24 protein-coding genes are annotated in these 26,857 nt (G+C 64.5%); 7 read left to right on the top strand and 17 right to left on the bottom strand.

Going from position 1 to position 26,857, the window contains the following annotated elements:
• Positions 1-49 precede the first annotated feature (49 nt).
• Complete coding sequence (gene rocD, locus K359_RS0103490; RefSeq protein WP_029078105.1) at positions 50-1,264, top strand: ornithine--oxo-acid transaminase; 1,215 nt, start codon at positions 50-52, stop codon at positions 1,262-1,264.
• Positions 1,265-1,288: 24 nt separating this feature from the next.
• Here the strand turns inward: rocD and K359_RS0103495 are convergent, their stop codons facing one another.
• The 10 genes from K359_RS0103495 to K359_RS0103540 all read right to left on the bottom strand — a co-directional run bounded on the left by K359_RS0103495 (position 1,289) and on the right by K359_RS0103540 (position 12,139).
• Entirely contained in the window at positions 1,289-2,434 is a 1,146-nt protein-coding gene (locus K359_RS0103495; RefSeq protein ID WP_029078106.1) for an alpha-hydroxy acid oxidase, read from the bottom strand.
• A gap of 112 nt (positions 2,435-2,546) precedes the next feature.
• A complete protein-coding gene (locus K359_RS0103500) occupies positions 2,547-3,410 on the bottom strand; it encodes a sugar phosphate isomerase/epimerase (protein WP_029078107.1) in 864 nt (287 codons plus the stop codon).
• On the bottom strand, positions 3,410-4,603 hold the full coding sequence (locus K359_RS0103505; protein ID WP_029078108.1) for a dihydrodipicolinate synthase family protein: 1,194 nt from the start codon (positions 4,601-4,603) through the stop codon (positions 3,410-3,412). The genes K359_RS0103500 and K359_RS0103505 overlap by 1 nt, the downstream gene beginning before the upstream one ends.
• Positions 4,604-4,617: 14 nt before the next feature.
• Positions 4,618-5,769, bottom strand: coding sequence for a Gfo/Idh/MocA family protein (locus tag K359_RS0103510; protein WP_029078109.1), 1,152 nt, complete (start codon positions 5,767-5,769; stop codon positions 4,618-4,620).
• Complete coding sequence (locus K359_RS0103515) at positions 5,766-7,172, bottom strand: hypothetical protein (protein ID WP_029078110.1); 1,407 nt, start codon at positions 7,170-7,172, stop codon at positions 5,766-5,768. Before K359_RS0103515 ends, K359_RS0103510 begins: the two co-directional genes overlap by 4 nt.
• A gap of 14 nt (positions 7,173-7,186) precedes the next feature.
• Positions 7,187-8,035, bottom strand: a complete 849-nt coding sequence (locus K359_RS0103520) for an ABC transporter ATP-binding protein (RefSeq protein WP_029078111.1) — start codon at positions 8,033-8,035, stop codon at positions 7,187-7,189.
• A 169-nt stretch (positions 8,036-8,204) separates the two neighbouring features.
• A complete protein-coding gene (locus tag K359_RS0103525) occupies positions 8,205-9,203 on the bottom strand; it encodes an ABC transporter substrate-binding protein (RefSeq protein ID WP_029078112.1) in 999 nt (332 codons plus the stop codon).
• A gap of 58 nt (positions 9,204-9,261) precedes the next feature.
• Positions 9,262-10,071, bottom strand: a complete 810-nt coding sequence (locus K359_RS0103530; protein WP_029078113.1) for an ABC transporter permease — start codon at positions 10,069-10,071, stop codon at positions 9,262-9,264.
• Positions 10,072-10,307: 236 nt separating this feature from the next.
• The gene (locus K359_RS0103535) at positions 10,308-10,964 is read right to left on the bottom strand and encodes a TetR/AcrR family transcriptional regulator (protein WP_035975980.1); all 657 of its coding nucleotides are present in this window, start codon (positions 10,962-10,964) and stop codon (positions 10,308-10,310) included.
• Positions 10,965-11,278: 314 nt separating this feature from the next.
• Positions 11,279-12,139 (bottom strand): VOC family protein, encoded by an 861-nt coding sequence (locus tag K359_RS0103540; RefSeq protein WP_029078115.1) that lies wholly within the window; start codon positions 12,137-12,139, stop codon positions 11,279-11,281.
• Between the two features lie 334 nt (positions 12,140-12,473).
• Here K359_RS0103540 and K359_RS0103545 point away from each other — a divergent pair, with 334 nt between their 5' ends.
• A complete protein-coding gene (locus K359_RS0103545) occupies positions 12,474-13,367 on the top strand; it encodes a sugar kinase (protein WP_029078116.1) in 894 nt (297 codons plus the stop codon).
• A gap of 22 nt (positions 13,368-13,389) precedes the next feature.
• Positions 13,390-14,325, top strand: coding sequence for a ribokinase (locus tag K359_RS0103550; RefSeq protein ID WP_029078117.1), 936 nt, complete (start codon positions 13,390-13,392; stop codon positions 14,323-14,325).
• A 94-nt stretch (positions 14,326-14,419) separates the two neighbouring features.
• On the opposite strand, the gene K359_RS0103555 is transcribed toward K359_RS0103550, so the two are convergent.
• The gene (locus tag K359_RS0103555) at positions 14,420-15,637 is read right to left on the bottom strand and encodes an NAD(P)/FAD-dependent oxidoreductase (protein WP_029078118.1); all 1,218 of its coding nucleotides are present in this window, start codon (positions 15,635-15,637) and stop codon (positions 14,420-14,422) included.
• 257 nt (positions 15,638-15,894) lie between these two features.
• Here K359_RS0103555 and K359_RS0103560 point away from each other — a divergent pair, with 257 nt between their 5' ends.
• Entirely contained in the window at positions 15,895-16,686 is a 792-nt protein-coding gene (locus K359_RS0103560; RefSeq protein WP_029078119.1) for an enoyl-CoA hydratase/isomerase family protein, read from the top strand.
• Between the two features lie 3 nt (positions 16,687-16,689).
• Here the strand turns inward: K359_RS0103560 and K359_RS0103565 are convergent, their stop codons facing one another.
• From K359_RS0103565 to K359_RS0103580, 4 genes are all read right to left on the bottom strand, one after another.
• Positions 16,690-18,030, bottom strand: coding sequence for a TRAP transporter large permease (locus tag K359_RS0103565; RefSeq protein ID WP_029078120.1), 1,341 nt, complete (start codon positions 18,028-18,030; stop codon positions 16,690-16,692).
• Positions 18,027-18,611, bottom strand: coding sequence for a TRAP transporter small permease (locus K359_RS0103570; protein WP_029078121.1), 585 nt, complete (start codon positions 18,609-18,611; stop codon positions 18,027-18,029). Before K359_RS0103570 ends, K359_RS0103565 begins: the two co-directional genes overlap by 4 nt.
• A gap of 181 nt (positions 18,612-18,792) precedes the next feature.
• Complete coding sequence (locus K359_RS0103575; protein ID WP_029078122.1) at positions 18,793-19,794, bottom strand: TRAP transporter substrate-binding protein; 1,002 nt, start codon at positions 19,792-19,794, stop codon at positions 18,793-18,795.
• 164 nt (positions 19,795-19,958) lie between these two features.
• Positions 19,959-21,662, bottom strand: coding sequence for an IlvD/Edd family dehydratase (locus K359_RS0103580; RefSeq protein ID WP_029078123.1), 1,704 nt, complete (start codon positions 21,660-21,662; stop codon positions 19,959-19,961).
• 172 nt (positions 21,663-21,834) lie between these two features.
• Here K359_RS0103580 and K359_RS0103585 point away from each other — a divergent pair, with 172 nt between their 5' ends.
• Positions 21,835-22,527, top strand: coding sequence for a GntR family transcriptional regulator (locus K359_RS0103585; protein WP_035975986.1), 693 nt, complete (start codon positions 21,835-21,837; stop codon positions 22,525-22,527).
• A 34-nt stretch (positions 22,528-22,561) separates the two neighbouring features.
• Positions 22,562-23,131 carry an invasion associated locus B family protein gene (locus tag K359_RS0103590; protein WP_156928338.1) on the top strand — a complete coding sequence of 190 codons (570 nt, stop codon included), beginning with the start codon at positions 22,562-22,564 and terminating at the stop codon, positions 23,129-23,131.
• On the opposite strand, the gene K359_RS0103595 is transcribed toward K359_RS0103590, so the two are convergent.
• The gene (locus K359_RS0103595; RefSeq protein WP_029078126.1) at positions 23,132-23,953 is read right to left on the bottom strand and encodes an NAD(P)-dependent oxidoreductase; all 822 of its coding nucleotides are present in this window, start codon (positions 23,951-23,953) and stop codon (positions 23,132-23,134) included.
• A 125-nt stretch (positions 23,954-24,078) separates the two neighbouring features.
• Here K359_RS0103595 and K359_RS0103600 point away from each other — a divergent pair, with 125 nt between their 5' ends.
• Positions 24,079-25,041: an SMP-30/gluconolactonase/LRE family protein gene (locus tag K359_RS0103600; RefSeq protein WP_029078127.1), complete on the top strand. Its 963-nt coding sequence runs from the start codon at positions 24,079-24,081 to the stop codon at positions 25,039-25,041.
• Positions 25,042-25,272: 231 nt separating this feature from the next.
• On the opposite strand, the gene K359_RS0103605 is transcribed toward K359_RS0103600, so the two are convergent.
• Positions 25,273-26,706 (bottom strand): aldehyde dehydrogenase family protein, encoded by a 1,434-nt coding sequence (locus K359_RS0103605; protein WP_029078128.1) that lies wholly within the window; start codon positions 26,704-26,706, stop codon positions 25,273-25,275.
• Between the last annotated feature and the right edge of the window lie 151 nt (positions 26,707-26,857).

The following is a 26,857-nucleotide window of genomic DNA, read 5'->3' on the forward strand; positions in this document are numbered from 1 at the left end:
GATGCAGGACGGCACCTCCATGGTGCCGGCACAACTGGAGCGACGAAACATGCGTCCGCCAGTCACCGATTTCATCGCAAGGGAGGCGCAGTTTGGCGCCCAGAACTACGCGCCGCTCGGCGTCGTGCTGTCGCGCGGCGAAGGCGTCTGGGTTTGGGATACCGACGGCAGGCGCTACCTCGATTGCCTGTCGGCCTATTCGGCAGTCAATCAAGGCCATTGCCATCCAAAAATCCTTGCCGCCATGGTGGAACAGGCCGGCCGGCTGACACTGACTTCGCGGGCCTTCCACAACGACCAGCTCGCCCCGTTCTACGAGGAACTCGCCGAGCTGACCGGCTCCCACAAGGTGCTGCCGATGAACAGCGGCGCGGAGGCGGTCGAGAGCGCGATCAAGTCGGTGCGCAAATGGGGCTACGAGGTCAAGGGCGTGCCTGACGGCCAGGCCGAGATCATCGTGTGCGCCGACAATTTCCATGGGCGGACGCTTGCGATTGTCGGCTTCAGCACCGATCCGGACACCCGCGCGCATTTCGGCCCGTTCGCACCGGGCTTCAAGATCATTCCCTTCGGCGACGCCAAGGCGCTGGAGGACGCGATCACGCCGAACACGGTTGCTTTCCTGGTCGAGCCGATCCAGGGCGAAGCCGGCGTCATCATCCCACCGTCAGGCTATTTCACCCTCGTCCGCGAACTCTGCACCCGCCATAACATCATGCTGATCCTCGACGAGATTCAGACCGGACTCGGCCGCACCGGCAAACTGCTGGCGGAACAGCACGAGGGCATCGAGGCCGACGTGACGCTGCTCGGCAAGGCGCTGTCCGGCGGCTTCTACCCGGTCTCGGCAGTGCTCTCGAACAACGAAGTCCTCGGCACGCTGAAGCCCGGCCAGCACGGCTCGACCTTCGGCGGCAATCCGCTCGCTTGCGCGGTGGCACGCGCGGCGCTGCGCGCGCTGGTCGACGAAGGCATGATCGAGAACGCGGCTGTCGAAGGTGCGCGTTTCCTCGAGGGCCTGCGGAGCATCCGTGCCAATACTGTCCGGGAGGTGCGCGGACGCGGGCTGATGCTCGCGGTCGAGCTGCACCCGGAAGCCGGCCCCGCCCGCCGCTATTGCGAGCTGCTACGGGAGAAAGGCATCCTTGCCAAGGACACCCATGACCACACCATCCGCATCGCCCCGCCGCTGGTGATTACGCCCGATCAGGTCGATTGGGCACTGGAGCAGATCGGCGGCGCGTTGACGCAGGACCTCTCGTGACCGCGAGGTCGGCAGGATCAGCGGCTATCTGAACCGCAGGTTAGCGCGGGAGAGCTGGCTGATCGAGGAACACCCCATCAGCCGCATGTCCCGCACCAGCTCCGCCTGCAGCAGACCAAGCGCCCGCTCGACGCCGGCCTGGCCGGCCGATGCCAGCGGATAGAGATAGAAGCGTCCGAGGCCGACGGCCTTGGCACCCAGCGACAATGCTTTCAGCACATGGCTGCCCCGCTTGATGCCGCCGTCCATCATCACATCGATCCGGTCACCGACGGCATCGACGATCTCGGCCAGCTGATCGAACGCCGCCCGCGAGCCATCGAGCTGCCGTCCGCCGTGGTTGGACAGAATGATGCCGGTGCAGCCGATCTCGACCGCGCGTTTGGCATCCTCAACCGACATGACGCCCTTCAGGCAGAACTGGCCGTTCCACTGCCGGACCATTTGCGCGACGTCGTCCCATGTCATCGCGGGATCGAGCATTTCCGTGAAATAACGCCCGATCGACATGGCACCGCCGCTCATGTCGACATGCTCGTCGAGTTGCGGCAGCTTGAAGCTTTCATGGGTGACGTAGTTGATGGCCCACGCCGGCTTGATGGCGAATTGCAGCATGCCGCCAAGCGTGAGCCTGAAAGGAATCGAAAACCCGGTGCGCAGGTCGCGTTCGCGGTTGCCGCCGGTGATGCTGTCAACGGTCAACATCATCACGTCGACGCCGGCCTGCTTGGCGCGCTGCATCATCGCCGTGTTCAGGCCCCGATCCCGGTGGAAATAGAACTGATAGACCTGCGGCGTCGCGTAGGCCTTGCGCAATTCCTCCAGGCTCACGGTGCCGAGCGAGGACACGCCAAACATCGTACCGTATTTCGCCGCCGCGGCAGCGACGGCCCGTTCACCCTGATGATGAAACAGACGCTGCAGCGCGGTTGGCGAACAATAGAACGGCGTCGCAAGCTTCTGTCCCATCACGGTGACCGAGAGATCGACGTTCTCCACGCCGCGCAGGACATTGGGCACCAGATCGCAACGCTCAAAGCTTGCGGTGTTCTGCCGAAGCGTCGCCTCATCATCTGCCCCGCCGTCGATATAATCGAAGATCGGCCCCGGAAGGCGCCGCCTCGCCAGTTCGCGGAAGTCATGAAAATTGTGGCAATCGCTCAAACGCATGTCGTGCTCCGAAGGTCCGGACCGCGGAGTTCAACGGCCCCAGTGCGGTTCACACCCGCAGCACCCGGAATAACGGGCACGCTTCGCCTTGTCCACTGAACCTCTCGTTGGGTCAAACCACCGAGCGATGCCGCTCGATGCATGTCGTCAGGACCACATCCATCGGCTTCGTCCACCAGTCATTCGAAAAGATCTCTATTTCCGAATAGCCGGCAAAGCCCTGCGCCTCGACCGCTGCCCGCACCGATCTGATGTCGATCACACCGTCGCCCATCATGCCGCGGTCGTTGAGGATGTCCCTGGTCGGTACCAGCCAGTCGCAGACGTGGAACGCGAGCAGGCGGTCCTTGCCGGCGCGCGCGATCTGGCTCATCAGCTCGGGATCCCACCAGATGTGATAGACGTCGAGCGCGACGCCGAGCGCGCCGGTGCGGCCGGGGTCGAGCGCGTCGCAGATATCGAGCGCGTGCCTTGTAGTGTTCACGCAGGCGCGGTCGGCGGCATAGGCCGGATGCAGCGGCTCAATCGCGAGCGGCAGCTTTGCCTGTTTGGCATATTCCAGCATCTCGGCAATGCCGTCATGCACCAGGTTGCGTGCCGCCGCGATGTCCCTGGACGCGGTACTGCCCGGCCGTGAATATTGCGGCAGGCCGCCGGCGACGAGCACAATGCAGGGCGCGCCCAGCGCTATCGCCTCATCGACCGCGCGGCGGTTGTCGTCGCGCGCCTCGCCGCGATGCGCGCCGTCAGCCGTGAACATGCCGCCGCGGCAATAGCCTGACAGATCGAGCCCGGCGTCCTTGACCGCGCGCACGGCGCGATCGAGGCCGACGCTAGCGACCTGGTCGCGCCAGGGATCGATGGCGCGGATGCCATGCCGCGCGCAGGCCTCAATGATGGCGAGGAGGTCGCCCTGCTTGCGGACCGTCGCCGTGTTCAGCGAGAGCCAGCGATGGTCGTTGGAAAAATCGCGCATCAGGGCTCAACGCCGCGTGTGGCCAGGATCGTCGCCATCCGACGCGTCGCGGCTTCCGGATTGGCGAGCAGCCCCGCCCGGTCGGCGAGCCGGAACAGCTCGGCGAGATGCAAGGTCGAGCGCGCGCTCTCCTGTCCGCCGACCATCGTGAAGTGATCCTGGTGGCCGTTGAGGTAGGCCATGAACACGATGCCGGTCTTGTAGAAACGCGTCGGCGCCTTGAAGATGTGGCGCGACAGCGGCACCGTCGTCCCCAGCACATCGTGGAAGCCGGCCTCATCGCCCGCAGCCAGCCGCGACAGCGCGTAGGACGCAGCCGGCGCGATCGCATCGAAGATACCGAGCAGCGCGTGGGAAAATCCCCTGTCATCGCCGGCGATCAGTTCGGCATAGTTGAAGTCGTCGCCGGTGTACATTTTCACGCTGCTGTCGAGCCGCCGCCGCATGTCGATCTCGCGCTGCTTGTCGAGCAGCGACACTTTCACGCCATCAACCTTGGCCTCGTTGGCGTTGATGATTTTGACCGCCGTATCCATTGCTCTGTCGAGATCGGCCGTGCCCCAATAGCCCGTCAGCGCCGGATCGAACATGTCGCCGAGCCAGTGGATGATCACGGGCTCGCGGACCTGCGACAGCACCCGGTCATAGACCTTCGCGTAGTCCTCCGCGCTCTTCCCAAGCTTTGCCAGCGCCCGCGACGCCATCAGGATGATGCGGCCGCCGGCCTTTTCCACCGCCTCGATCTGCTCCTCATAGGCGCGGATCACATCGTCGATCGATTTTGCATTCTCCACCACGAGGTGATCCGTGCCGGCGCCGGAAAACACCAGTGCGTTGCCCTTGGCCTTCGCCGCCTTCACCGAGCGCTGGATCAGTTCGAGCGAGGTCGCCCAGTCCAGCCCCATGCCGCGCTGCGCGGTGTCCATGGCTTCGGCAACGCCGAGGCCGAGATCCCAGACGTGCTCGCGGAACGCGATGGTCCTGTCCCAGTCGATCGCAGCCATCAGCCACGGATCGACGTCGGCGCGCGGATCGGCCACCACATGCGCCGCCGAGAATGCGACGCGGTTCAGTGTGCCCGCGAGCTTCGCCGGAAAGGTCCGCGACGCCGCCAGGCGATAAGTCTCGAGGCCGCCATCGGCGGTTGGCAGCTTCAGCGACAGCGATAACCTCGGCAGGACTGGCTTGTTCATGGCAAAGTCCTTTCTCAGACCACGATCGGCGCAACGTCGATCCAGCGCCGTTCCTTCCAGCTCTTCAGCGCGCATTCGGCGAGTTGCACGCCCTTGGCACCTTCGAGCAGCGTGTATTTGTAGGGCGCATCCTCGCAGACGTGGCGGATGAACATCTCCCACTGCTCCTTGAAGCCGTTGTCGTAGACGACGTTCTCAGGCAGCTTCTGCCAGTCGGCATAGAAATCGTGCAGCCGCTTCTCGTCCGGATTCCATACCGGCCGGGGCGTTGCCTGGCGGGCCTGGATCACGCAGTCGGTCAGGCCCGCCACCGCAGAGCCATGGGTGCCGTCGACCTGAAAGGTGACGAGGTCGTCGCGGTAGACCCGCGTCACCCAGCTCATATTGATATGCGCGATCACGCCGCCCTTCAGGCGGAAGGTCGCGTAGGCGGAATCGTCGGCCGTCGCCTGATACTTCTTGCCCTTCTCATCATAACGCTCGGGAATGTCGGTGGTGCCGATGCAGACCACGCTCTCGACTTCGCCGAACAGATTGTCCAGCACGTAGCGCCAGTGGCAGACCATATCCAGGATGATGCCGCCGCCGTCCTCGGCACGGTAGTTCCAGGACGGCCGCTGCGCTTCCTGCCAGCCACCCTCGAACACCCAATAGCCGAACTCGCCGCGCACCGAGAGCATGCGGCCGAAGAAGCCGGAGTCGCGCAGGACGGCGAGCTTCTTCAGGCCCGGCAGGAACAGCTTGTCCTGCACCGTGCCGTGCTTGAGCCCCTTGGCGTTCGCAAGCTTCACGACCGCAACGGCTTCCTCGAGGTTGGTCGCTATCGGCTTCTCGCAATAGACGTGCTTGCCGGCATCGATCGCCTTGGTCAGCAGCGACGGCCGCGCCTGCGTGGTCGCGGCGTCGAAGAACACCGTGTCATTCTTGTCAGTCAGCGCGCGATCAAGATCGGTGGTGTGGCGCTCGATGTTGAAGCGTTTTGCCAATGCGGCGACCTTCTCGGCGTCGCGGCCGACCAGGATCGGATCGGGCATGATGCGGTCGCCGTTCGCCAAGAGGACGCCGCCCTGCTCGCGGATCGCGACGATCGAGCGGATCAGATGCTGGTTGAGCCCCATCCGGCCGGTAACGCCGTTCATGATCAGGCCGAGGCGTTTGGTCGTCATACTGTCTGCTCCTGCGAAACACGTGGTGTTGGCCGCTTGAGCGGCTGCATGATGGACCAGTCCGGATGGACCGAACTGGCAAAGCCCGGCGCGGCGGCGATCGATCCCGTCAGGAGATCGCCGTCATGGATCGCGAGGCGGACCTTGCCGCCCGCGCGGGTGTAGAGATCGGGATGCGCGGAGAGGAAGGCATCCGCTTCGTTCGCCGGCGTGTCGGCAAAGCCGTCGACATAATGGTGTCCGTTGCGTTCGGCGTGGGTAACGCCGATCAGCGCGCCGAGCGCGAGGTCCTGCTGCACGCCGAGTCCAGCCTGGCAGGTCAAGTCCTCGCCGCTGATGAAATACCCGGCGTCGTCGGCGCTCCACGCAGCGGCGCGCGTGGCGTTGATGATCGACTTGTAGATGCCTTTGCACGATTTCGAGGAGATGCCGCGATAGTCGAGCGCCCGCGCCGCCGGAAACGCGTCATAGGAATCGTCGGCTTCGTCGATGATGAATCTGCGTGCAGCCAGTTTCCCGAGCGGCGACGTCTTTGTGATATCGCGCGGCATCGGCTGCTCGATGTAGAGCAGGTTTGCGGCGATGGGTTGAAGCGCCACGTCATGGTCGAGCCGGTCGACCAGCGCGTTCAGCGCGGTGAGATCGGCATACTGCTCGTTAGCGTCGAGCGTGACCTTGATGCCGTAGGGCAGCCGTGCGAGCTCATTGCCGATCCGCGCGAGCCGCGCGGCGTCGTGCGCGGGATCGCCGTTCAGCTTGAGCTTGAAATAGCGCGCGCCGGCATTCTCGTTGGGGTCGGCGACGCCGCCCTCGCCTTCAACCTTGTCGTCCATCCCGACGGTGTGCCTGACGGCGACGCGATCGAGCCGATTGCGCGCCGAAAGGAAGCCCGTGATTGTCCGATCATCGAGATCGGGCGTCAACCGCGCGTCGATGCCGGCGATGTTGCCGGTCATGCCGTCGAAAAAATTAACACCGGCCGCGCGCAGCAGCGCATCCAGGATCGCCTTGTCGATCTCGACCGGGCCAAAGCCGGCAGCGAGCGGCGGAATGTCTTCCGCGGCGCAGGCCGCAAGTTGCGGGCCGATACACGAGGCGTGCAGGCCGAACGCCGTCTCAAAACCCCTGTTCGCCAGATAGAGCTCGCGCGCAACCGCCAGCGAGCGGCGAAGTCCGTCGAGCGACTGCGCTTCCGTCAAATGCGGCCGCTTGTCGAACCACTTTGGCGCCAGCATTTCGGCGCTGGCGCCCGTTGCACGTCCTCTGCCCTCCACCTCGATCTCGACCCGCACGAACAGCTGCGTCGACGCCGTGATCGTCACGGCGCCAAAGCGGAACGGCCGCGCGAACACCAGCGGTCGTTCGAAGAAGGCGATATCGTTGACTCTGAGGCGAAGCGTCATCGGAGGCTCAAGCGTTAGTCCAGCGACCCCTGTGTGAAGAAATGCTTCCGGATCCGCTGCACCAGTTCGGTGAAGACAGGATCGGACATCGTGTCAAGCGAGCGCGGCCGCGGCATCGGCACGTCGTAGATCGCGGCGATCCCGCCGGGCCGCTCAGTCATGACAAGCACGCGGTCGGCGAGGAACACGGCCTCGGGAATCGAGTGCGTGATCAGGAGCACGGTCTTGCCGGTCTCGCGCTGGATCCGCATCAGCTCGACATTCATCCGCTCCCGCGTCATGGCGTCGAGCGCGCCGAACGGCTCGTCCATCAGCATGATCTTGGGATCATGCACCAGCGCACGGCAGATCGAGGCGCGCTGCTGCATGCCGCCGGACAGCTGCCAGGGCAGCTTCTTCTCAAAACCTTCGAGCCCGACCAGCTTCAACAGCTCCCTGGCGCGGGCGCGGTATTTGTCCCGCGGCAGCTGCTTCATGTCGATCGGCAGCATCACGTTGGAGAGGATGTTGCGCCACGGCAGCAGCAGCGCGTTCTGGAACACGATGCCGACATTGCCGTGCGGCCTGGTCACCGGCTCGCCGTCAACCAGCACCTCGCCCGTCGTCGGCGGCAACAGGCCCGAGATCATCTTGAGCAGCGTGGACTTGCCGCAGCCGGACGGCCCGACCACGACAAAGAACTCGCCGTCATTGATGGTGAAGTCGAGCGGCCGCAGCGACGGCACATCACCGTCGCGCGACCGGTAGGTTTTCGACACGCCTGACAGTTTGATGCCCGGCATGGCGCCGGCAGCGCGGTCCGACACCAGGCGCAGATGCGCCCCCGGTTGGGTGATATCGGCTGGCTTGGTTGCAGGGTTCATCGCAGTCCTCTCCACCCGTCGTCCCTGCGAAAGCAGGGACCCATACGCCGTGCCCTCGCGTTCGGGCACGCGGGTAGAGACCTTCCGCAACAATTAAGGTCGGTGGTTATGGGTCCCTGCTCCGTGCGCAACAGCGCACTCGGCAGGGACGACAATCGGTGGCGGTGATTCACGAGTCACCCTTCGGTAGATAGTCGTTGGTGTAGAACGCCTTCGGATTGGCCTTGGCCTTGGCGTCGAGGCCGCCATACTCGACCATCAGGTTGACCGATTCGGTCATGTTCTGGTCGGTGACCTGGAACGGCCGCCTGGCCTTGGTCTCCGGCGTGCGATAGAGCGGGATCGTGAGCTCGAAACCTTGCGTCAGCGTGTCGATCTTGCCGCCCTTCGGATTGGCGTCGAGGATCGACTGCGCGGCGGCCTTCGGCTCCTTCTCCGCGGCTTCCACCGCCTTTGTCGTCGCCGACATGAAGCGGCGGACCAGATCGGCGTGGGCCTTCACATAGTCGGAGTTCGCGATGATGCCCGAGGACACCATGTTGATGCCGTAGTCGGCGAACTTGATCGGATAGACGTCCTTGCCCGTGGCGTCCTTGATCTTCATCGACTGGTCCATGACGTAGCCGAGCAGCAGATCGGCCTGGCCGTTGATGACCGCGTTGAGCTTGGTCTGGCCGTCGCCGGCGACGGTCTGGAAGTCGCTCTCCTTCAGGCCGGTCTTCTTCAGGAACAGCGGCCAGATCTGCGTCATCGAATCCGCCGGCGTGATCGCAACCGTCTTGCCCTTGATGTCCTCCGGCTTCCGGATGTTCTTGTCGGCAAGGCTCATCGCCGACATCGGGCTGGTCTGCAGCAGCACGCCGGTGGCGATGACAGGCGCGCCCTTCACCGCCGCGCGCATCATCGTCGGCACGTCGACATAGCCGAAATCCGCGGTCTTGGCCGCCACCGCCTGCGTGGTCGCGGCCGAGCCGCGGCCTTCCTGGATCTCGAGGTCGATGCCTTCGGCGGCATAGATGCCCTTGGCCTTGCCGTAATAGAACGGCGCGTGCTCGCCATAGACGTACCAGTTCAGCATCAGCACGACCTTGTCGGCCGCCGCTGCCGGCGCCACCGCAAGCGCGGTCCAGGCCAATGCGGCGCCAGCGACCGCAATCAAACGCTTCATGGTTGTTCTCCCTTTATTGTCCGCGACCCTTGCGTGGGCCGCTTGTCCGGTTGCTGCGCTAGGAAGCGAAGCTGATGTCGTCGCGCTGGCTGACATGCCAGGGGATCACCAGCCGCTCGATGCGGTCGACGATCCAGAACAGGATGACGCCGAGCAGCGCCAGGATCACCAGTGCGGCGAACATCGTCGGCAGGTCGAATGTCCCGATCGAGCGCTGCATCACATAGCCGATGCCGGAATTGGAGCCGACGAACTCGCCGACGACGGCGCCGACCACGGCGAGCGTCACCGAAACCTTCAGGCCGGAGAAGATCGCGGGCATCGCGTGCGGCAGGTTGACCGCGCGGAACACCTGGAAGCGGCTGCCCTGCATCGCGCGCGCCAGATCGACCATGTCGGGGTCGACCGACTTGAAGCCCTGCACCGCCGAGACCACGACCGGGAAGAAGCCGAGCAAGAAGGCGGAGATCACTTTGGGGATGATGCCGAAGCCGAACCACACCACGAACAGCGGCGCGATCGCGATCTTCGGTACCGATTGGGAGAACACCAGCAGCGGATAGACGTAGCTCTCGACCGTCTTTGAGCCCGCGATCAGCATCGCTGTGGGAATGCCGAACAGCGCCGAGAGCAGGAAGCCGCAGATCGTCGCATAGGTGGTCGGCCAGGACTGCCGCAACAGCTCCGGCCAGTCGCTCCAGAGCACCGCGACGACGTCGCCGGGCGACGGGATCTGATAGGCGGGTATGTGGAACAGGCGGATCGCGAGATCCCAGGCCGCCACGATGACGACCAGGAACAGGAACGGACGCAGCCACGCTGCGTTCAGCACCTTCGACACGCCCGAAGGGCTTTTTGCCTCCGCCACGTCACGCTCCCCTGCAGTCTTTCTGTTCGCGACGAAATTAACCCGTTGGATAAATACTGTCCAGCCCCTCGCGCGCGGCAAAATCGCGGTGAAGCACGTTACTTTCGTCAGGCGAGATTTTTTGGGCTTGAATGCTCTGTAGCCCGGATGAGCGAAGCGAAATCCGGGACCGGATTATCCGCGGATGCAGCTCCCCGGATGTCGCTTCGCTCATCCGGGCTGCGGGCTGCCAGCGTTCACACCACCCGGTGTTCCGCCGCGCGCAGCACCGGCATCGCGCCGCTAAAGGCGGCCGTCGACTTGCCGGTCAGCGCCGCCAACACCAGCGCGGTCATGTGCTCGAGGCGCTCGTCGCGGGCGTCCTTCTTGAGCAGGTCGCGGCCGAAGATCACGCTCAGCGTGGCGCTGTTGGAGAGATAGAAGAACGCCAGCCCGGCGATCGAGATATAGAGTTGCACCGGATCGACCGCGACGCGGAAATCGCCGCTTTCGACCCCGCGCGTCACCACGGTGCGGATCATCTCGACAAAGGGCGAGTGCATCGACTTGACCTTGGTCGAGCGCTTCAGGTGCTTTGCCTTGGCAAGGTTTTCCGTGTTGAGCAACGCCAGGAACTCGGGATTGCGCAGGAAATAGTTCCACGTGAAGTCGATCAGGCGCCCGATCGCCTCGGGCGGATCGAGATGTTCGAGATCGAGCGTGCGTTCTTCGGCGCGGATCTTCTCATAGGCGCCTTCCAGCACCTCGAGATAAAGATCCTCCTTGTTGCCGACGTGGTAGTACAACATGCGCTTGTTGGCGTCGGCATTGGCCGCGATGCGGTCGACCCGCGCGCCGGCGAGGCCATGGGCGGCGAATTCCTGCTTGGCCGCCTCGAGAATCCGCAGCCGCATCCCCGCGGGGTCGCGCTGCCATCGCTGTATTCGCTTTGCCTTGGCCAAATCGATCGCCCGTGATGCTGGGTTGATGAATGTAGCATGACACGCGACGTTTGAGAACGAATGTTGTTGTGATGGCCGTGCGGGAATATACCTCGCAGTTGCGACTTTCGTCATTCCGGGGCGTGCGCAGCACGAGCCCGGAATCCATCGAGCCGCACGCTCCGTTGATGAATGGATTCCGGGCTCTCGCTTCGCGAGCCCCGGAATGACGAACTCATTTTGCCCGCCGCGCCCGTTGCCGGGACGACGCGCGGATGCAATGCGGCCTAGTCTGGTTTTCCCTGCGAAGGCTGCACCAGAAGCGTCGGCACGCCGCACGTGCCGTTGCGCACCGTCATCACGCGCGTGCCCGGCTTGCGGCCGGTGCGAATCTCGGAGACGTCGACGCCCGTGGCAATCAGCCGCGCACGCGTGGCGTCGATGTCAGTAACGCGCCAGCAGATGCCGCGCAGCCGGTCCGGCGCGTCCGCCTCCACCTTGTTGTTTTCCTTGCCCGGCCGGTGCGTGACCTCGACCACGAGGTCGCCGCAGCGGAAGAACATCAGCCGGCCCCATTCGGGATGCGATCGGTCGAGCGCCATGTCGAGCCCGAGCCGCGCGCCATAGAGCGCGGCGGCGCGCTCGGGATCGGCGGTCGAGACCACCACATGATCCATCGCGGTGATCGAGCCGGGCGTGGTGCGCACCGACAGCGGCCGTTCCTGCTCCCGTTCCAGGAAGAACATGCGCACGCCCCGCGTCGTATCGGTCGCAGCGCGCGTGCGCTTCCATGACAGCGTGGCGCCGGTGGTCTCGTCGCGGCTCTCGACCTCGGCGACCGGCTCGGGCTTCAGCGTCAGCCGCTCGAGCCGGCGGTGTGTTTTCGCGATATCGCTGGTGCGGAAGCAGAGGCTCGCGAGCCCCTCGCCCTGGGTCACGAGCGCGCCGCGGACACGCTGCGCGGCGGCATCATCGCCATGCGGCGCCATCAATTCCAGCGTGGTGTTGTCGAGCGTGAACAGCACGCGGTCCGCGCCGTCGCCACTGTTGCGCCAGGCCGGCGTCCGCGCGAACAGCGTCTTATAGGCAGCGCTGGCCGAGGCGATGTCGCCGGTCAGGACGACGACGTGATCGAGGCCGGTGATCATGGAAGCGGCCTCCCCGAATCTGCCGTCATTGTGCTCTCCCCTGTGCAACCAGGAACCGTGGACCGCGACCGGCCGTTATGCCGCATGCCAGAGCGGCCCTCGATCCGCTCGCCCGCCACATCTCTACCCGCAAACCAAGCAGGGATGCGAATAATTTCAGCGATACCGGCCGACCAGCGGTGCCAAGGCGTTTTCGAGCGAAGTGGACACCGGTTCGCGTGAAGAAAACGCGCAAATGCCTGAATCTAGAGCTTCGGTTCTGATTTCAATCAGAACCGAAAATGCTCTAGTCTGGATGGTGGCCGGGACCACAGCAAGCCACGACGGAAAGCGAATGCAGGCTCTCTTCATCGGACAGACCTATATCGACGTCACCTTCATCACCGACCACATGCCCGTTGGCGACGAAAAACACGTCGCCGACGCCTATGCGGTATCGTTCGGCGGCAACGCGGTGACCGCGGCGTTCTGCTGCGCCAAGCTCGGCATCCAGCCGGACCTGATCGCCACCATGGCCAATGACTGGCTGGGGCGGATGTTCTGGGACATGGCCGACAGGTACGGCATCTCGTTCCATCCCCGTAAGGTCAATTCCTCCTCGTTGTCCTTCATCATGCCCAACGATGGCAAGCGCGCAATTGTCCGCTGCCGCGACGACCAGCACATCCATCCCTTTCCGTTGCTGAACATCAAGGGCTGCCGTGCGCTGCATATCGACGGCCATCAGCCGGACGCCGCGATCCACTACGCAAAGCTCTGCCGCGAGGACGGCATCATGACCTCGCTCGACGGCGGCGGCCTGCGCACCAACACCCATGAGTTGCTCGAATTCATCGACGTTGCGATCGTCGCCGAGCGCCTGTGCGAGCAGATGGACAAGACGCCGGAGCAGATGCTCGAGTATCTGAAGAGCCGCGGCTGCCGGGTCGGCGGCATCACCATGGGCGAGCGCGGCCTGCTCTGGTATGACGAGGCGGGCACGGTGCGCACGCTGCCGGCGTTTCCGATCCCGCGCGAGCGCGTGATCGACACCAACGGCGCGGGCGACGTCTTCCACGGCGCCTACATCTACTCTTACCTTTCGAACCCGAGCAAAGGCTGGCATGAGCATTTCAAGTTCGCGCGCGCCGCTTCGACCTTCAAGATCCAGAAGCTCGGCAACGAGGCCGGCCTGCCGACGCTCGCCGATATCGCGGCGGTCAAGCAGGAGTTTCGCACCGAGGCCTGACCGGGTCGATCGAGATTAGGCCATGGGGCGGGTCTTCGTCGCCGGCAGCATCAATATGGACGTGGTGGCGACCGCCGAGCGCCATCCGCGGGTCGGCGAAACCGTCGCCGGCGAGGCCGTACTCTATTTTCCCGGCGGCAAGGGTGCCAACCAGGCCGTGGCATCGGCCAAGCAGGGCATACCGACCACGCTGATCGGCCGGCTCGGCACCGATGCGTTCGGGAAGGAGCTGCGAACCTTCCTTGCCGCGCAAGGCGTCGATCTCGCTTTCGTCAAGGACACGGCCGGCACGCATTCGGGCACCGCGATCATCACGCTTGCCAATGCCGACAACACGATCGTCGTCGTGCCGGGCGCCAACGGGCTGGTCGATGCCGACGATGTCGCGGCACCCGTGCTTGCCAAGGGTGACGTCGCGGTCAGCCAGTTCGAGATCCCGCTGCCGACGATCACGGTGTTTTTCCGGCGCGCCCGCGCCGCCGGCGCCACCACGATCCTCAATCCGGCGCCGGCGAAACGGGCCGACAGGGCGCTGCTCGATCTCGTCGACATCCTTGTTCTCAACGAGACCGAACTCGGCTTCCTGACCGGAGCGGAGCTGCGGGACAGCGACACGCCGGAGCGCTTCTCCGAGGCGGCGCGGACCTTGGGGCACGGCAAGATCGTCTGCGTCACGCTCGGCAAGCGCGGCGTGCTGGCGCTGGTCGAGGGCCAGCCGCTGCTGGTGCCGGGGCGCGAGGTCAAGGCCGTCGACACCACCGGCGCCGGCGACTGCTTCGTCGGCGTCCTCGCCTCCCAGCTCGCCGTCGGCAAGCAGCTCGGCGACGCGCTGGCCTACGCCAACGTCGCCGCCTCGATTTGCGTGCAACGGATGGGCGCTGCGCCATCAATGCCGACGGCGCAGGACGTAGAGGACGCTCTCTCCACCCGTCGTCCCGGCGAAGGCCGGGACCCATAACCACGAATGTCAATTGTTGTGCAGCGCTGGAACGACGGTTCACAACACAGGCCGCGGAGTATGGGTCCCTGCTTTCGCAGGGACGACGATGTTGTTAGGTCAGCGCGCTCTTGAGATCAAACCCCGGGTCCGCCGCCTGCTCCGGCCTGATTGAACCGCCGGCGCCGAGCAGCCTGCGGCCGAACATGTGATCACCGGCGCGGTTGACCGACTCGATGCCGAGCAGTCTGTCGCCGCGATAGCAGAACGCCGAGAACGCCCCCTGCGCGCGGTCGCCACGCAGCACGACGCGATCGTAGCCGGTGGTGAGGCCCGCCATCTGCAGCTTGTCGGGGCCCTGGTCGCTCCAGAACCACGGCAGCCCGTCATAGACCTCGGTCTTGCCGGTCAGCCGCGCCGCCACACAGCGCGCATGATCGGTCGCGTTCTGCACCGACTCAAGCCGCAGCGACCCGCCGAAGCGCTTGCTGGTATAGAGCGCGCAATCGCCGATCGCGGAGATATCAGGATCGGCGGTCAACAGATGCTCGTCGACGATGATGCCGGATGCCACCGGCAGCCCGGCCTCCGCGGCAAGCTCGACATTCGGCAGCACGCCGACGCCGACCACGACGAGATCGGCCGGGATATGCGTGCCATTGCTCAGGCTGACTCCGGTGACCTTGGCGCCGTCGGCCTCGATCGCCGTGACCTGCACGCCGAGATGAATCCGGATGCCGGCCGCGCTGTGGCGGGATTGCGAGAACTCGGAGATCTCCGCGGTCACCGCCCGCGCCATCACACGGGAGGCGAGCTCGACCACGTCGACCTCGAGGCCCTTGCCACGCGCGGTCGCCGCGAATTCGAGCCCGATGAAGCCGGCGCCGATCACCACGACGCGCATGCCGGGTGCGATCAAATGGCGCAGCGCCTCGCTCTCGTCGAGGATGCGCAGGTAGCGGACGGCGTCGAGCTTCGCGTTGGGGATGTCGAGCAGCCGGTTCCGCGCGCCGGTCGCGAACACCAGATGGCCGTAGTCGAGCGATGCGCCGGAGGCCAGCGTCACCTTCCGCGCATTGCGGTCGATCGCATGGGCGCGATCGGTGATCAGCTCGATCTTGTTGTCCTGGTAGAATTTCTCGGGCCGGAACATCAGGGTCTCGGGCCCGCCGGTCCCCTTCAGATAGGCCTTCGACAAAGGCGGCCGCTGATACGGCAAATGGCCTTCGTCATTGAGCAGCGCGATGCGCTCGGAAAATCCGGCCTGGCGCAGTGACGCCGCGAGCTGGAAGCCGGCATGTCCGGCGCCGACGATGATGACCCCACCTGTCATCGGAACAACCCAAATGCGCGCGAGCAGGAGTGACCCATGCCGTTTCCTCTTGTCGATGTTAGCTTGCTTGCCTCCGTCCCCACAGCGCTCGTGTCTGCGTACCGAAGGCGGGGCTATTTGGCCTCATGGCTCGCGCCGATGCAAGGGGGTCTCTGGGCGAATCCGGGCGCAGAAACGTTCCTCGCGTCAGGGGGTGGATTGCCACCTCTCCCGGCAGGGCCTTAAATGCCGGGAACAACAAGCCTGAGGTCTTCAATATGCCAGAACCCACCTCCCCCAACGACCCCGCTTTGCTCCGGATCGACGGCGCCATCGCGACCATCACGCTGAACCGGCCGGCCGCGTTCAATGCGATCGACCTGACGATTGCCAAAAAGCTTGAACAGCTCAGTGCCGAGGTCGAGGCCAACAGGGACGTCCGCGTGCTGGTCATCGAGGGCGAAGGCCGGGCCTTCTGCGCCGGCGGCGATTTGCAGACCATCGGCGCCGCGGCCGAAGCCAACAATATCACCCCCGTGGTCAGCGAGATGCTTCATCACTACCACGCCTTCATCGAGACGGTTCGGCGGATGCCAAAGGTCGTGCTGTCGAGCGTGCACGGTTCGGCGGCCGGCGCCGGCATGGGCCTCGCATTCGTGACCGACCTCTGCATCGCCGCGGACGATACCCGCTTCACTCCCGCCTACGCCAAGATCGGCGTGTCGCCGGATGGCGGCAGCACGGTCGGTATCGTCGGCACCGTAGGTACCCGTCGCGCGCTGCAGATCTTCCTTGCGGAGGATGGCTTCACCGCGCAGCAAGCCTATGAATGGGGACTGGTCGTCAAGACGGTGCCCGCGACCGAACTGAAAGCGGCCACCCGGCAACTTGCCGAACGCCTGGCGAAAAATCCGCCCGCCGCGATCGCGGGGACCAAGTCACTGGTCTATCAGGCTGCGACCACGCCTACCAAGCAGCAGCTCGATGCCGAGGAACACAAGATCATCACGGCGATGCATACCGAGGACTTCCAAGTCGCGGTGAAGAAGTTCACCAGCAAGTCGAAATAGAGGCTAATTCGGGCAGATGTAGCCGGTGCCGCCGGGTGCCTTGAAGCAGCCGACCGATTCCGGGATCACCTGCTTGGGCAGCCACAGCACGACCTTCGGGAAATAGATCGTGAAGCAGATCGTGACCAGGAACACGACGTAGATCGGCAGCGCCGCCCGCAGCGCTTTTGCAAAGCTGATGCCGACGAATTTCGAGGCCATCAGCAGCACCAGCCCGTAGGGCGGCGTGATCAGGCCGAAGGCGAGGGTTGCGATCAGCACCACGCCCATATGCACGCCGTTGATGTCGCCGGCCTGGGTCAGTGCGTTGACCAGCGGCATGAAGATGATGATGGTCGGCACCGGCTCGATGAAGTCGCCGACCACGGTGAACAGCAGCACCATCAAGAGCATGATGAGGTGCGGATCATTGCCGGCGATGGAAGTAATCCAGTCGGCGATGTAGATCGCGCCGCGCAGATAGGCCAGCATCCAGCCGAATGCGTTCGCCGCCCCGATCGTGATCAGCGGCAGCGAGAAGATCAGGCCGGCGAGGCAGAAGTCATATGGGATCTTCTTCAGGTGCCCGCGGTTCAGCGCCGGGATCACGACCACGATGATGTACACGACCGCGACCACGCCGGCCTCGGTCGGCGTGAACCAGCCGGTCAGGATGCCGCCGAGCAGGATCACCGGAATCATCAGCGGCAGCGCGGCATCGCCGGCGGCGAAGGCGATCTGGCGCAGCGGCGCGCGCGGCTTTCGCAGGCCCGAGGGCCCGAAGAAATAGCAGTAGATCATCAGCCCGAAGCCGATCATCAGCCCCGGCACCACGCCCGCCATGAACAGGCCGGCGATCGAGACGTTGCCGACCGCGCCATAGACCACCGCCGTGATGCTCGGCGGCACCAGCGCCGCGATGGTCGATGCCGAGGCGATGATCGCGGCGATGAATGCCGGCTCATAACCCTCCCGCTTCATCGGCCCGGCCAGCGCCCGGCTCATCACCGCGACGTCGGCGGTGGTCGAGCCCGACATCTCCGAGAAGAACATGCTGAAGACGACCACGACCTGCGACAACCCGCCCCTGATGTGGCCGACCAGCGAGACCGACAGATTGGCGATGCGGACCACGACGTTCGCTGAGCTCATGAGCTCGCCGACCAAAAGAAAGAACGGGATCGCGAGCAGCGCCTCGGAATCGACGCCGTCGAAGATCTTCTGGATGATCGCCGCCAGCGAGACGTCAGACAGCAGCGCGCCGACGAACACGCCGGCCATCAGCGAGAACGGCACGGGCACGCCGAGATAGCCGAAGAACAGGAAGCAGGACGACATCAGCACAAGCACGACCGGTGCGCTCACGGCTGCGCTCCCGTGGTCGCGCCGGTGTTGATCGCCGGAATCGGAAGGTCGTCATCCGGCGGTTCCGGATGATCGAAGCCGTTGCGGACGCCGTTGACGAGCTGCTCGATCGTGAACAGGCCGATCAGGATGCCGGACAGCGGGATCACCGCGTAGAGGGACGCGATCGGCGTGCCCGACGGCAGGCGGAAACTGCCGAAGCCGCGGAGGTAGTTCTGATAGCCATACCAGACCAGGCAGAAGGCGACGCCCAGCACGACAAGGCGGATGACGATCTCGACAATCAGCCGCGGCGTCCCGTGCATCGCCTCCGAAATCGCCGTCAGATACAGATGATCGTTGCGCCTTGTCGCGACCGCGGCACCGATGAAGATCGCGTAGATGAACAGCGTTGAGGTCACCTCCTGCAGCCACAGCCAGGGGTGACCGATGGTGCGGGTGACGATGTCGGCGGTCACCGAGAGCGAGAAGCCGAGGCACAACAGGCCGCACAGCATCATCAGGATCAGCTCGAGCCGATCCAGCGCCCGCCACTTCAGATGCCGCTGCCGTCGCAGCACCAGTCGGTCGGCAATGGCCATGGCTCGAAGTTCCTCATCGTCACGGCCTAGTGCGCAATTGCGCACGGGGGCCAGGACCCATACCCCCCCGGCTCGAGTTGCGTGCAGAAAGTCGGCGACCTTAGTCGTTCAACTGAAAGGCCGCGGCGTATGGGTCCCGGCCCCCGTGCGCAATTGCGCACTAGGCCGGGACGACGCTTGTCTAGTTGATCGCGCGGATCAGGTTCTTGATCTTCTCCGCATGCGGGCCGAGGTCCTTGGCGAGCTTGTCGAGATAGGGATCGGCGATCGCGGTGAAGCCCTTCTTGTCCACGTCCTCGACCACCTTGACGCCGAACGATTTCAGCTTGGTCAGCGCGTTCCGCTCCAGCTCGAATGCTTTGCCCGGCTCCTTGGCGCTGACCTCGTTCGCGGCAGCCTGCACCCACTGCTTCTGCTCGGCGGAGAGGCTCTGCCAGAGCTTGTCGGAGACGAACAGCAGCGCGTTGTTGGCCTCGTGCTCGGTGATGGACAGCACCGGCGCGACCTCATAGTGCTTGTTGACGAGATAGACGTTGATGCTGTTCTCGGCGGCATCGACCACGCCGGTTTGCAGCGAGGTATAGACGCTGCCGAACGGCATGTGCACGGTCTGCGCGCCGTAGGCCGGGAACATGGTGTCCTCGGTCGCGGTCGCCTGCACCCGCACCTTCAGCCCCTTGAGGTCACCGACGTTGTGGATTTCCTTCTTGCTGTAGATGTGGCGCACGCCCTGCGATCCGGTACCGATCACATGCAGGCCCTGCGCGGTCTCGTCGATCATCGTCCTGATGGCGTCGAACACCTGCGGATCCGCCAGCGCCTTGATCACATGGGCGTCGTTGCGGAACAGGAAGTGCAGCGACATCACGCCGGCCTGTGGCGAGATCGTCGCGGTGTTGGCGGAGGAGATGATGGCAAACTCGATGTCGCCTGATTTCACGAGCTGCAGCAGCTGCGGCTCCTGGCCGAGCTGCGCGCCGGGATATTGATCGACGATCAGCGTCCCCTTGCTCAATTCCTTGAGCTTGTCGGCGAACAGATCGCCGGCGACCGAGTAGCCGGTGTTGCGCGGCTGGTCATAGGCGAAGCGGAGGTGCTTGACCTCCTGCGCGCCAGCGTTCGCCGGCAGCAGCAACGCTGCCGCGGCCATGGCGATCCCGACGATCCTGGCTGGATAGCCCATCGTGACGTTCCCCCTGTTCTTAATTGACGCGATCATCCCACCAGTCCCGCGGGATTGTCAATAAAACAGGAGAAATCAGGCAGCTTCCGGCGCCATTGAGCGCCGCATCGCCGGAATTATCGACAATACGACCGCTGTGACGAACAACGCCAGCTATTTGCCGGTTACTTCCCCTTGGCGCGCATGAAGTCGAAATCGCAGCCTTCGTCGGCCTGGAGGATCGTCTCATTGAACAGATGCGCGTAGCCGCGCTTGGCCCAATCTGGCGTGCCGGCCGGCGCCTGCGCCGTGCGACGCTTCTGTAGCTCGGCTTCGTCGACGAGGAGATCGATGCTGCGCTTGGCAACGTCGAGCCGGATCTTGTCGCCGTTCCGCACCAGTCCAAGCGGACCGCCGACGGCGGACTCCGGCGTGATGTGCAGCACGATGGTGCCGAACGCGGTGCCGCTCATCCGCGCATCCGAGATGCGCACCATGTCCTTCACGCCGGTGCGCGCGAGCTTCTTCGGGATCGGCAGGTAGCCCGCCTCGGGCATGCCCGGGGCGCCCTTCGGGCCGGCATTGCGCAGCACCAGCACATCGTCGGCGGTCACATCGAGCGCGGGATCGTCGATCCGCAGCGTCATGTCCTCGACCGACTCGAACACCACGGCGCGCCCGGTGTGCTGCAGCAGTTTTGGGCTCGCCGCCGACTGCTTGATCACGGCGCCGCGCGGCGCGAGATTGCCGTGCAGGATCGCCATCGCGCCTTCGGCCTTGATCGGGTTCGCCTTGGAGCGGATCGCATCCTGTCCGGGTACTTCTTCCGCGCCGGCAACGACCTCACGCAAGGTCTGGCCGGTGATGGTCCTGGCATCGAGGTCGATGAGGTCACCGAGCTGCGCCATCAACTTCGGCACCCCGCCGGCGTGATGGAAATGCTCCATGTAATGCTCGCCCGACGGCTTGAGGTCGACCAGCACGGGCACTTCGCGGCCCAGCTTGTCGAACGCCTCGAGGTCGATCTTGTAGGGCGAACGGTTGGCGATGGCGGTGAGGTGAATCAGGCCATTGGTCGAGCCCCCGATCGCCTGCATCACGACCTGGGCGTTGCGGAACGACGATGGCGTCAGGATCTCGCTCGGCTTCGGTCCCTTGGTCTTCGCCATCTCGGCGGCGACGCGGCCACTGGCCTCCGCCGAGCGGAAGCGCTCGGCGTGCGGCGCCGGGATCGTCGCGCTCATCGGCAGCGACAGGCCGAGCGCCTCGGTGATGCAGGCCATGGTGGAAGCCGTGCCCATCACCATGCAGGTGCCGACCGACGGCGCGAGACGGCCGTTCACCGCCTCGATCTCGTTGTCGTCGATCTCGCCGGCGCGATATTTGCCCCACAGCCTGCGGCAATCGGTGCAGGCGCCAAGCACCTCGCCCTTGTGATGGCCAACCACCATCGGCCCGACCGGGATCACCACCGTCGGCAGATCGGCGCTGATGGCGGCCATGAGCTGCGCCGGCAAGGTCTTGTCGCAACCGCCGATCACGATCACCGCATCCATCGGCTGGGCGCGGATCATCTCCTCGGTATCCATCGCCATCAGATTGCGCAGATACATCGAGGTCGGATGCGCAAAGCTCTCGGCGATCGAGATGGTCGGGAACACGAACGGCATCGCGCCCGACAGCATCACGCCGCGCTTCACCGCCTCGATGATTTGCGGCACGTTGCCGTGGCAGGGATTGTAGTCGCTGTAGGTGTTGGTTATGCCGACGATCGGGCGGTTGAGCGCATCGTCCGAATAGCCCATCGCCTTGATGAAGGCCTTGCGCAGGAACAGCGAGAAGCCGGCGTCACCATAGCTTGTCAGTCCCTTGCGAAGTCCGTCGGCCATTTTCTTCTCGTCCCGTGGTTGTTGGCCCGCACTTAAGGAGCGGCAGGAATTATTGTCAATATGAGATAATCTGGCGACCGAGCCTAGCTGCTCTGCGGCAAAATTACCCCCATTATTGACAATAACCATTGCGCCATGCTGACCTCAGGCATCGATCCGAAGCCCAGAGCGCATGACAGCCGAGCCCACATTGCCCGATATCCAGACCCCCTCGCGCGAGGAGGAGCAGGCGGAGGTGATCCGCCGGCTGGAGGAGGACATCATCTTCGGCCGTTTCGCCCCCGGCCTGCGGCTGGTAGAGGATACGCTGATGCAGCGCTACGGCGCGAGCCGGCATTTCGTCCGCCAGGCGCTGTTCCAGCTCGAGCGCCAGGGCATCGTGCTGCGCGAGAAGAATGTCGGCGCCACGGTGCGATTCTATTCGGCCGAAGAAGTGCGGCAGATCTACCAGGTGCGCGAGATGCTGACGCGCCAGGCCGCGCTGATGATCGCGCTGCCCGCGCCGGAAAGCCTGATCGACCAATTGAGCGAGCTGCAACGGCACTACTGCATCAAGGCCGACGCGCAGGACATGCGCGGGATTCATGAAACCAACGATGCGTTCCACCTCGCGCTGTTCTCCGCCTGCGGCAATCCCTATCTGGTCCGCTCGCTGCAGGACTACATGAACCTGACGTTGCCGATGCGCGCGAAGAATCTCGCCGACAGCGAGGGGCTCGCATTGTCGCGCCGCCAGCACGAGTTGATGATCGAGCTGCTGAAAGGCCGCGACAGCTGGGCGCTGGCGCAGCTCTGCGTCGATCACATGCAATACAGCAAGGCGGATTATCTCGTCCGCATCTCAAACGACAAAAAGCCGCAATAGCAAGATACGCGGCCTCCTCGTGAAGGAGACGGCGATGCGCTATGTGGCTTTGTTGATTGGATCGTTCGCCGCGCTGCTTGCGCTTGGCACTGTCGGTGAAGCGGCCGACCCGCGCGCGACGCAGCTCAGCTACGAGCCCTGGACCAAGACCTGCCTGACCCAGGCAAGCTGCTTCGTCGGCGCCGCCGCCCGCGGCCAATGTTCGCCGTCGGGTGGCAGCATCAGCGTTTCGCCGCAGACCAGCAAGCGCGCGATCGTCAGCGCCAATGTCGGAACGCGGACCATGCTGGAGGGCACGATCAGCCTGCGGATCGATCAGGACGAGCCGATCCAGATCGCCAGGCCGCATTGCTACACGCTCGGCTGCGGTGGCGCGCTCGAAGCCGACGGCGAGATGATCGAACGGCTGAAGCATGCGCAAACCATCGCCGTCGAGGCCAAGAGCCTGACCGGGCAGACCATCAGCCTCAACTTCCCCCTCACCCACTTCGCCGAGACTTTCGACGGGCCCGGGAGCCTGCCCAAGATATCCGGGCAGGGCTCGAAGGAGAGCCAGCGGGAGCACACCGAAGCGGTGAAGCAGCTGCCGCAATGCGAGGACTGATCACTTCTTCCAGTCGATCACCCTGCCCCTGTCGCCGTCGAACTCCATGCTGCAGAACGCGCCGCCCTGGTAATAGTCGCCGACGGGATCCGGCGGCAGCTTGGCCTGCTCGGCCATCGCGTGCTCGCGGAAATCTTCGCCACGACCGCTCGGGCGATAGCCGAGATCGTAGGCGCGGTGATTGTCCCACCAGGAGCGCTCATTGTAGGACGCGCCGTACAGCACCTCGAAATGGATGTCGGGATGCTCGAGCCCGATGCGGCAGAGCTGTACCAGATCTTCCGGCTTGAGCCAGATCGAGAGCCTGCGGTGATCTAGCGGCACCTCGCCGAAATTGCCTATCCGGATGCAGGTCACCTTTATGCCGTGCTTGTCGGCATAAAGCGCACCGACGCCTTCGCCGAACACCTTGCTCACCCCGTAACGGCTGTCCGGCCGCGCGGTGACCTCGGTGCCGATGCGGTGATGGCGCGGGTAGAAGCCGACGGCGTGATTGGACGAGGCGAAAATCACGCGCTTGACCCCCTTCTTGCGCGCCGCTTCGAACAGATTGTAGCAGCCGATGATGTTGGACTGCAGGATCGCATCCCAGGGGCCTTCGACCGAATAGCCGCCGAAATGCAGGATGCCGTCGACGTCCTCGCAGATCGCCTCGACCTGCGCGAGGTCGGCGAGATCGGCCGCCTTGAATGTTTCGTTGTTGCCGAGATCGGCCGGCGGCTTGATGTCGCTCAACAGCAGATCCGGATAGATCGGCGGCAGCAGCTTGCGCAGGCTCCTGCCGATTCCACCGGATGCGCCGGTCATCAATATGCGTGGCATTCCGTCCCTCGTCTTTCCTGTTCGCCCAAGTGATTCATTGGACCGAATTGCGGTCGCAGGCCGACAATGATAGCAAACCATGCGCTCAAGGAAACACCATCGAAACACAACAACGAGAACAGCAAATGTCCGATGTCCATTCCGCCGGCTGGCGTCCTGCGACCTACTATCCCGATCCCGCGATCCATGCGCTCGATCCGCGCTTCGAGAAATACTGGCTGAAACTCTCCGCCATTGAGCGCATCGCCACCGGCCTGCGCTGGGCCGAAGGCCCGGTGTGGTTCGGCGACGGCCGCTATCTGTTGTGCAGCGACATCCCGAACCAGCGCATCCTCAAATGGGAGGAAGAGACCGGCGCGGTCAGCATCTTCCGCAAGCCGTCGAACTTCGCCAACGGCAACACCCGCGACCGCCAGGGCCGTCTCATCACCTGCGAGCATGGCGGCCGCCGCGTGGTGCGCACCGAATATGACGGATCGATTACGGTGCTGATCGACTCCTTCGGCGGCAACCGGCTGAACTCGCCGAACGACGTCGTGGTGAAATCCGACGGTGCGATCTGGTTTACCGATCCGATCTTCGGCCTGCTCGGCAATTACGAGGGCTACAAGGCCGATCCCGAGATCGCGCCCAACGTCTACCGGCTCGATCCCGCGACCGGCAAGGCCAGCATCGTCGCCGAGGGAGTGCTCGGCCCGAACGGGCTGTGCTTCTCGCCGGACGAGAAGATCCTCTACGTCGTGGAATCCCGCGGCGAGCCGAACCGCAAGATCCTAGCCTATGACGTCTCCGCCGACGGCACGACGATTTCCAACAAGCGCGTCTTCATCGATGCCGGCCCCGGCACGCCCGACGGCATGCGCTGCGACATCGACGGCAATCTGTGGTGCGGCTGGGGCATGGGTGATCCCGAGCTCGACGGCGTCGTGGTGTTCGCGCCCGACGGCGTCATGATCGGCCGCATCGCGCTGCCGGAACGCTGCGCCAACCTCTGCTTCGGCGGCGTCAAGCGCAACCGCCTGTTCATGGCGGCGAGCCAGTCGATCTATGCGCTCTACGTCAACACCCAAGGCGCGCTCGGCGGTTAAGTCTCCTTCGTCGTCCCGGCCGAGTGCGCGATTGCGAACGGAGCCGGGACCCATAACCACCGATGGATCTTGGATTGGCAGGTGGGGCCGCAATCTTCGCAAAACGAAGGCCTGTGGTAATGGGTCCCGTCCTTCGCCGGGACGACGATAAAAACTTCTACCTTCCAAAACGTCTGACGCCGGAGCGGTGATCCGCCCCGGCGCCAGAAATCGTGTCACTCGTGGATCGGCTTACGCGGCGTTGTAGCCGGCGACGGCCTTGGCCTCGAGATATTCTTCCAGACCGTAGCGGCCCCACTCGCGGCCGTTGCCGGACTGCTTGTAGCCACCGAACGGCGCAGAGCGCTCGTTCGGCACGCCCTGCAGGTTGACGTTGCCGGCGCGGATCTGGCGGCCGACGCGGCGCGCGGTTTCCACGGAGTCGGCCGAGACGTAACCGGCGAGACCATAGGGCGTGTCGTTGGCGATCTTCACTGCCTCGGCTTCGTCCTTGGCGCCGAGGATGGTCAGCACCGGTCCGAAGATCTCCTCGCGGGCGATCGTCATGTCGTTGGTGACGTCGGCGAAGATGGTCGGACGGACATAGAAGCCTTTGTTGACGCCCTCAGGCAGGCCCGGGCCGCCGGCGACGAGCGTTGCGCCCTCGTCGATGCCCTTCTGGATCAGCGCCTGGATCTTGTCCCACTGGCCGCGGTTCACGACCGGACCGATCGTGGTGCCGTCGGCACGCGGATCGCCGGCCTTGGTCTTGTCGGCGACGCCCTTCGCGATCGCGGCCACTTCCTTCATCTTGGAGAGCGGCACGATCATGCGCGACGGTGCGTTGCAGGACTGGCCCGAGTTGTTGAACATGTGCATCACGCCGCCGGTCACCGCCTTGGCTAGGTCGGCGCCCTCGAGGATCACGTTCGGCGACTTGCCGCCGAGCTCCTGGCTGACGCGCTTCACGGTCGGTGCTGCACGCTTGGCGACGTCGACGCCGGCGCGGGTCGAGCCGGTGAACGAGATCATGTCGATGTCCGGGTGCTCGCTCATCGCAGCACCAACCTCCGGGCCGAGGCCGTTGAGGAGGTTGAACACGCCCTTCGGCACGCCGGCTTCATGGAGGATTTCCGCGAAGATCAGCGCCGAAGTCGGGGTGAACTCCGACGGCTTGAGGATCATGGTGCAGCCGGCGGCGAGCGCAGGCGCGACCTTGCAGGCGATCTGGTTGAGCGGCCAGTTCCAGGGGGTGATCATGCCGATCACGCCGACCGGCTCGCGCACGATCACGGCGGTGCCCATGGTCTCCTCGAACTCGTACTTCTTGAGCACTTCGAGGGTGTTCATGAGATGGCCGAGGCCGGCGCCGGCCTGCAGCTTCTCCGCCATCGGCAGCGGCGCGCCCATCTCGTCGGAGACGGCGGCGCCGATCTCCTTCATGCGGCCCTTGTAGACCTCGATGACCTTGGTGAGCAGCGCGACGCGCTCTTCGCGGCTGGTCTGGGAAAACGTCTCGAACGCGCGCTTGGCGGCGGCGACTGCCTTGTCGACATCGGCCTTGGAGCCGAGCGCAATCTCATACATCGCTTCTTCGGTCGCCGGATTGACGACAGGGGTGGACTTGCCTTTGACGACCGGATCGACCCAGGCGCCGTCGATGTAGAATTGCATGCGATTGACCATCGGAAACCTCTTGTACGGGGCGTATGGAATGGGGAACGAAAGCGTTCGGCAGGCATCCTTGCACGAAAGCCCGGCGAATTGAACCCGCCATATGCGGGACGCGGCTCGTGCGCGCCCGCGAGATATAAGGTCCGAGGCAAGCGGCTGGCAA

This window comes from Bradyrhizobium sp. th-b2 (assembly GCF_000426785.1).
In the GTDB taxonomy this organism is placed as follows: Bacteria; Pseudomonadota; Alphaproteobacteria; order Rhizobiales; family Xanthobacteraceae; genus Bradyrhizobium; species Bradyrhizobium septentrionale.

Coding starts and splice junctions, on each gene's coding strand:
- K359_RS0103520 (WP_029078111.1), bottom strand. CDS start 8,035: ATGAACCCTGCAACCAAGCCAGCCGATATCACCCAACCGGGGGCGCAT.
- K359_RS0103555 (WP_029078118.1), bottom strand. CDS start 15,637: ATGACAGGTGGGGTCATCATCGTCGGCGCCGGACATGCCGGCTTCCAG.
- K359_RS0103535 (WP_035975980.1), bottom strand. CDS start 10,964: ATGCGGCTGCGGATTCTCGAGGCGGCCAAGCAGGAATTCGCCGCCCAT.
- rocD (WP_029078105.1), top strand. CDS start 50: ATGCGTCCGCCAGTCACCGATTTCATCGCAAGGGAGGCGCAGTTTGGC.
- K359_RS0103595 (WP_029078126.1), bottom strand. CDS start 23,953: ATGCCACGCATATTGATGACCGGCGCATCCGGTGGAATCGGCAGGAGC.
- K359_RS0103500 (WP_029078107.1), bottom strand. CDS start 3,410: ATGCGCGATTTTTCCAACGACCATCGCTGGCTCTCGCTGAACACGGCG.
- K359_RS0103505 (WP_029078108.1), bottom strand. CDS start 4,603: ATGAACAAGCCAGTCCTGCCGAGGTTATCGCTGTCGCTGAAGCTGCCA.
- K359_RS0103605 (WP_029078128.1), bottom strand. CDS start 26,706: ATGGTCAATCGCATGCAATTCTACATCGACGGCGCCTGGGTCGATCCG.
- K359_RS0103585 (WP_035975986.1), top strand. CDS start 21,835: ATGACAGCCGAGCCCACATTGCCCGATATCCAGACCCCCTCGCGCGAG.
- K359_RS0103560 (WP_029078119.1), top strand. CDS start 15,895: ATGCCAGAACCCACCTCCCCCAACGACCCCGCTTTGCTCCGGATCGAC.
- K359_RS0103495 (WP_029078106.1), bottom strand. CDS start 2,434: ATGCGTTTGAGCGATTGCCACAATTTTCATGACTTCCGCGAACTGGCG.
- K359_RS0103540 (WP_029078115.1), bottom strand. CDS start 12,139: ATGATCACCGGCCTCGATCACGTCGTCGTCCTGACCGGCGACATCGCC.
- K359_RS0103600 (WP_029078127.1), top strand. CDS start 24,079: ATGTCCGATGTCCATTCCGCCGGCTGGCGTCCTGCGACCTACTATCCC.
- K359_RS0103580 (WP_029078123.1), bottom strand. CDS start 21,662: ATGGCCGACGGACTTCGCAAGGGACTGACAAGCTATGGTGACGCCGGC.
- K359_RS0103570 (WP_029078121.1), bottom strand. CDS start 18,611: ATGGCCATTGCCGACCGACTGGTGCTGCGACGGCAGCGGCATCTGAAG.
- K359_RS0103510 (WP_029078109.1), bottom strand. CDS start 5,769: ATGACGACCAAACGCCTCGGCCTGATCATGAACGGCGTTACCGGCCGG.
- K359_RS0103525 (WP_029078112.1), bottom strand. CDS start 9,203: ATGAAGCGTTTGATTGCGGTCGCTGGCGCCGCATTGGCCTGGACCGCG.
- K359_RS0103515 (WP_029078110.1), bottom strand. CDS start 7,172: ATGACGCTTCGCCTCAGAGTCAACGATATCGCCTTCTTCGAACGACCG.
- K359_RS0103545 (WP_029078116.1), top strand. CDS start 12,474: ATGCAGGCTCTCTTCATCGGACAGACCTATATCGACGTCACCTTCATC.
- K359_RS0103550 (WP_029078117.1), top strand. CDS start 13,390: ATGGGGCGGGTCTTCGTCGCCGGCAGCATCAATATGGACGTGGTGGCG.
- K359_RS0103590 (WP_156928338.1), top strand. CDS start 22,562: ATGCGCTATGTGGCTTTGTTGATTGGATCGTTCGCCGCGCTGCTTGCG.
- K359_RS0103575 (WP_029078122.1), bottom strand. CDS start 19,794: ATGGGCTATCCAGCCAGGATCGTCGGGATCGCCATGGCCGCGGCAGCG.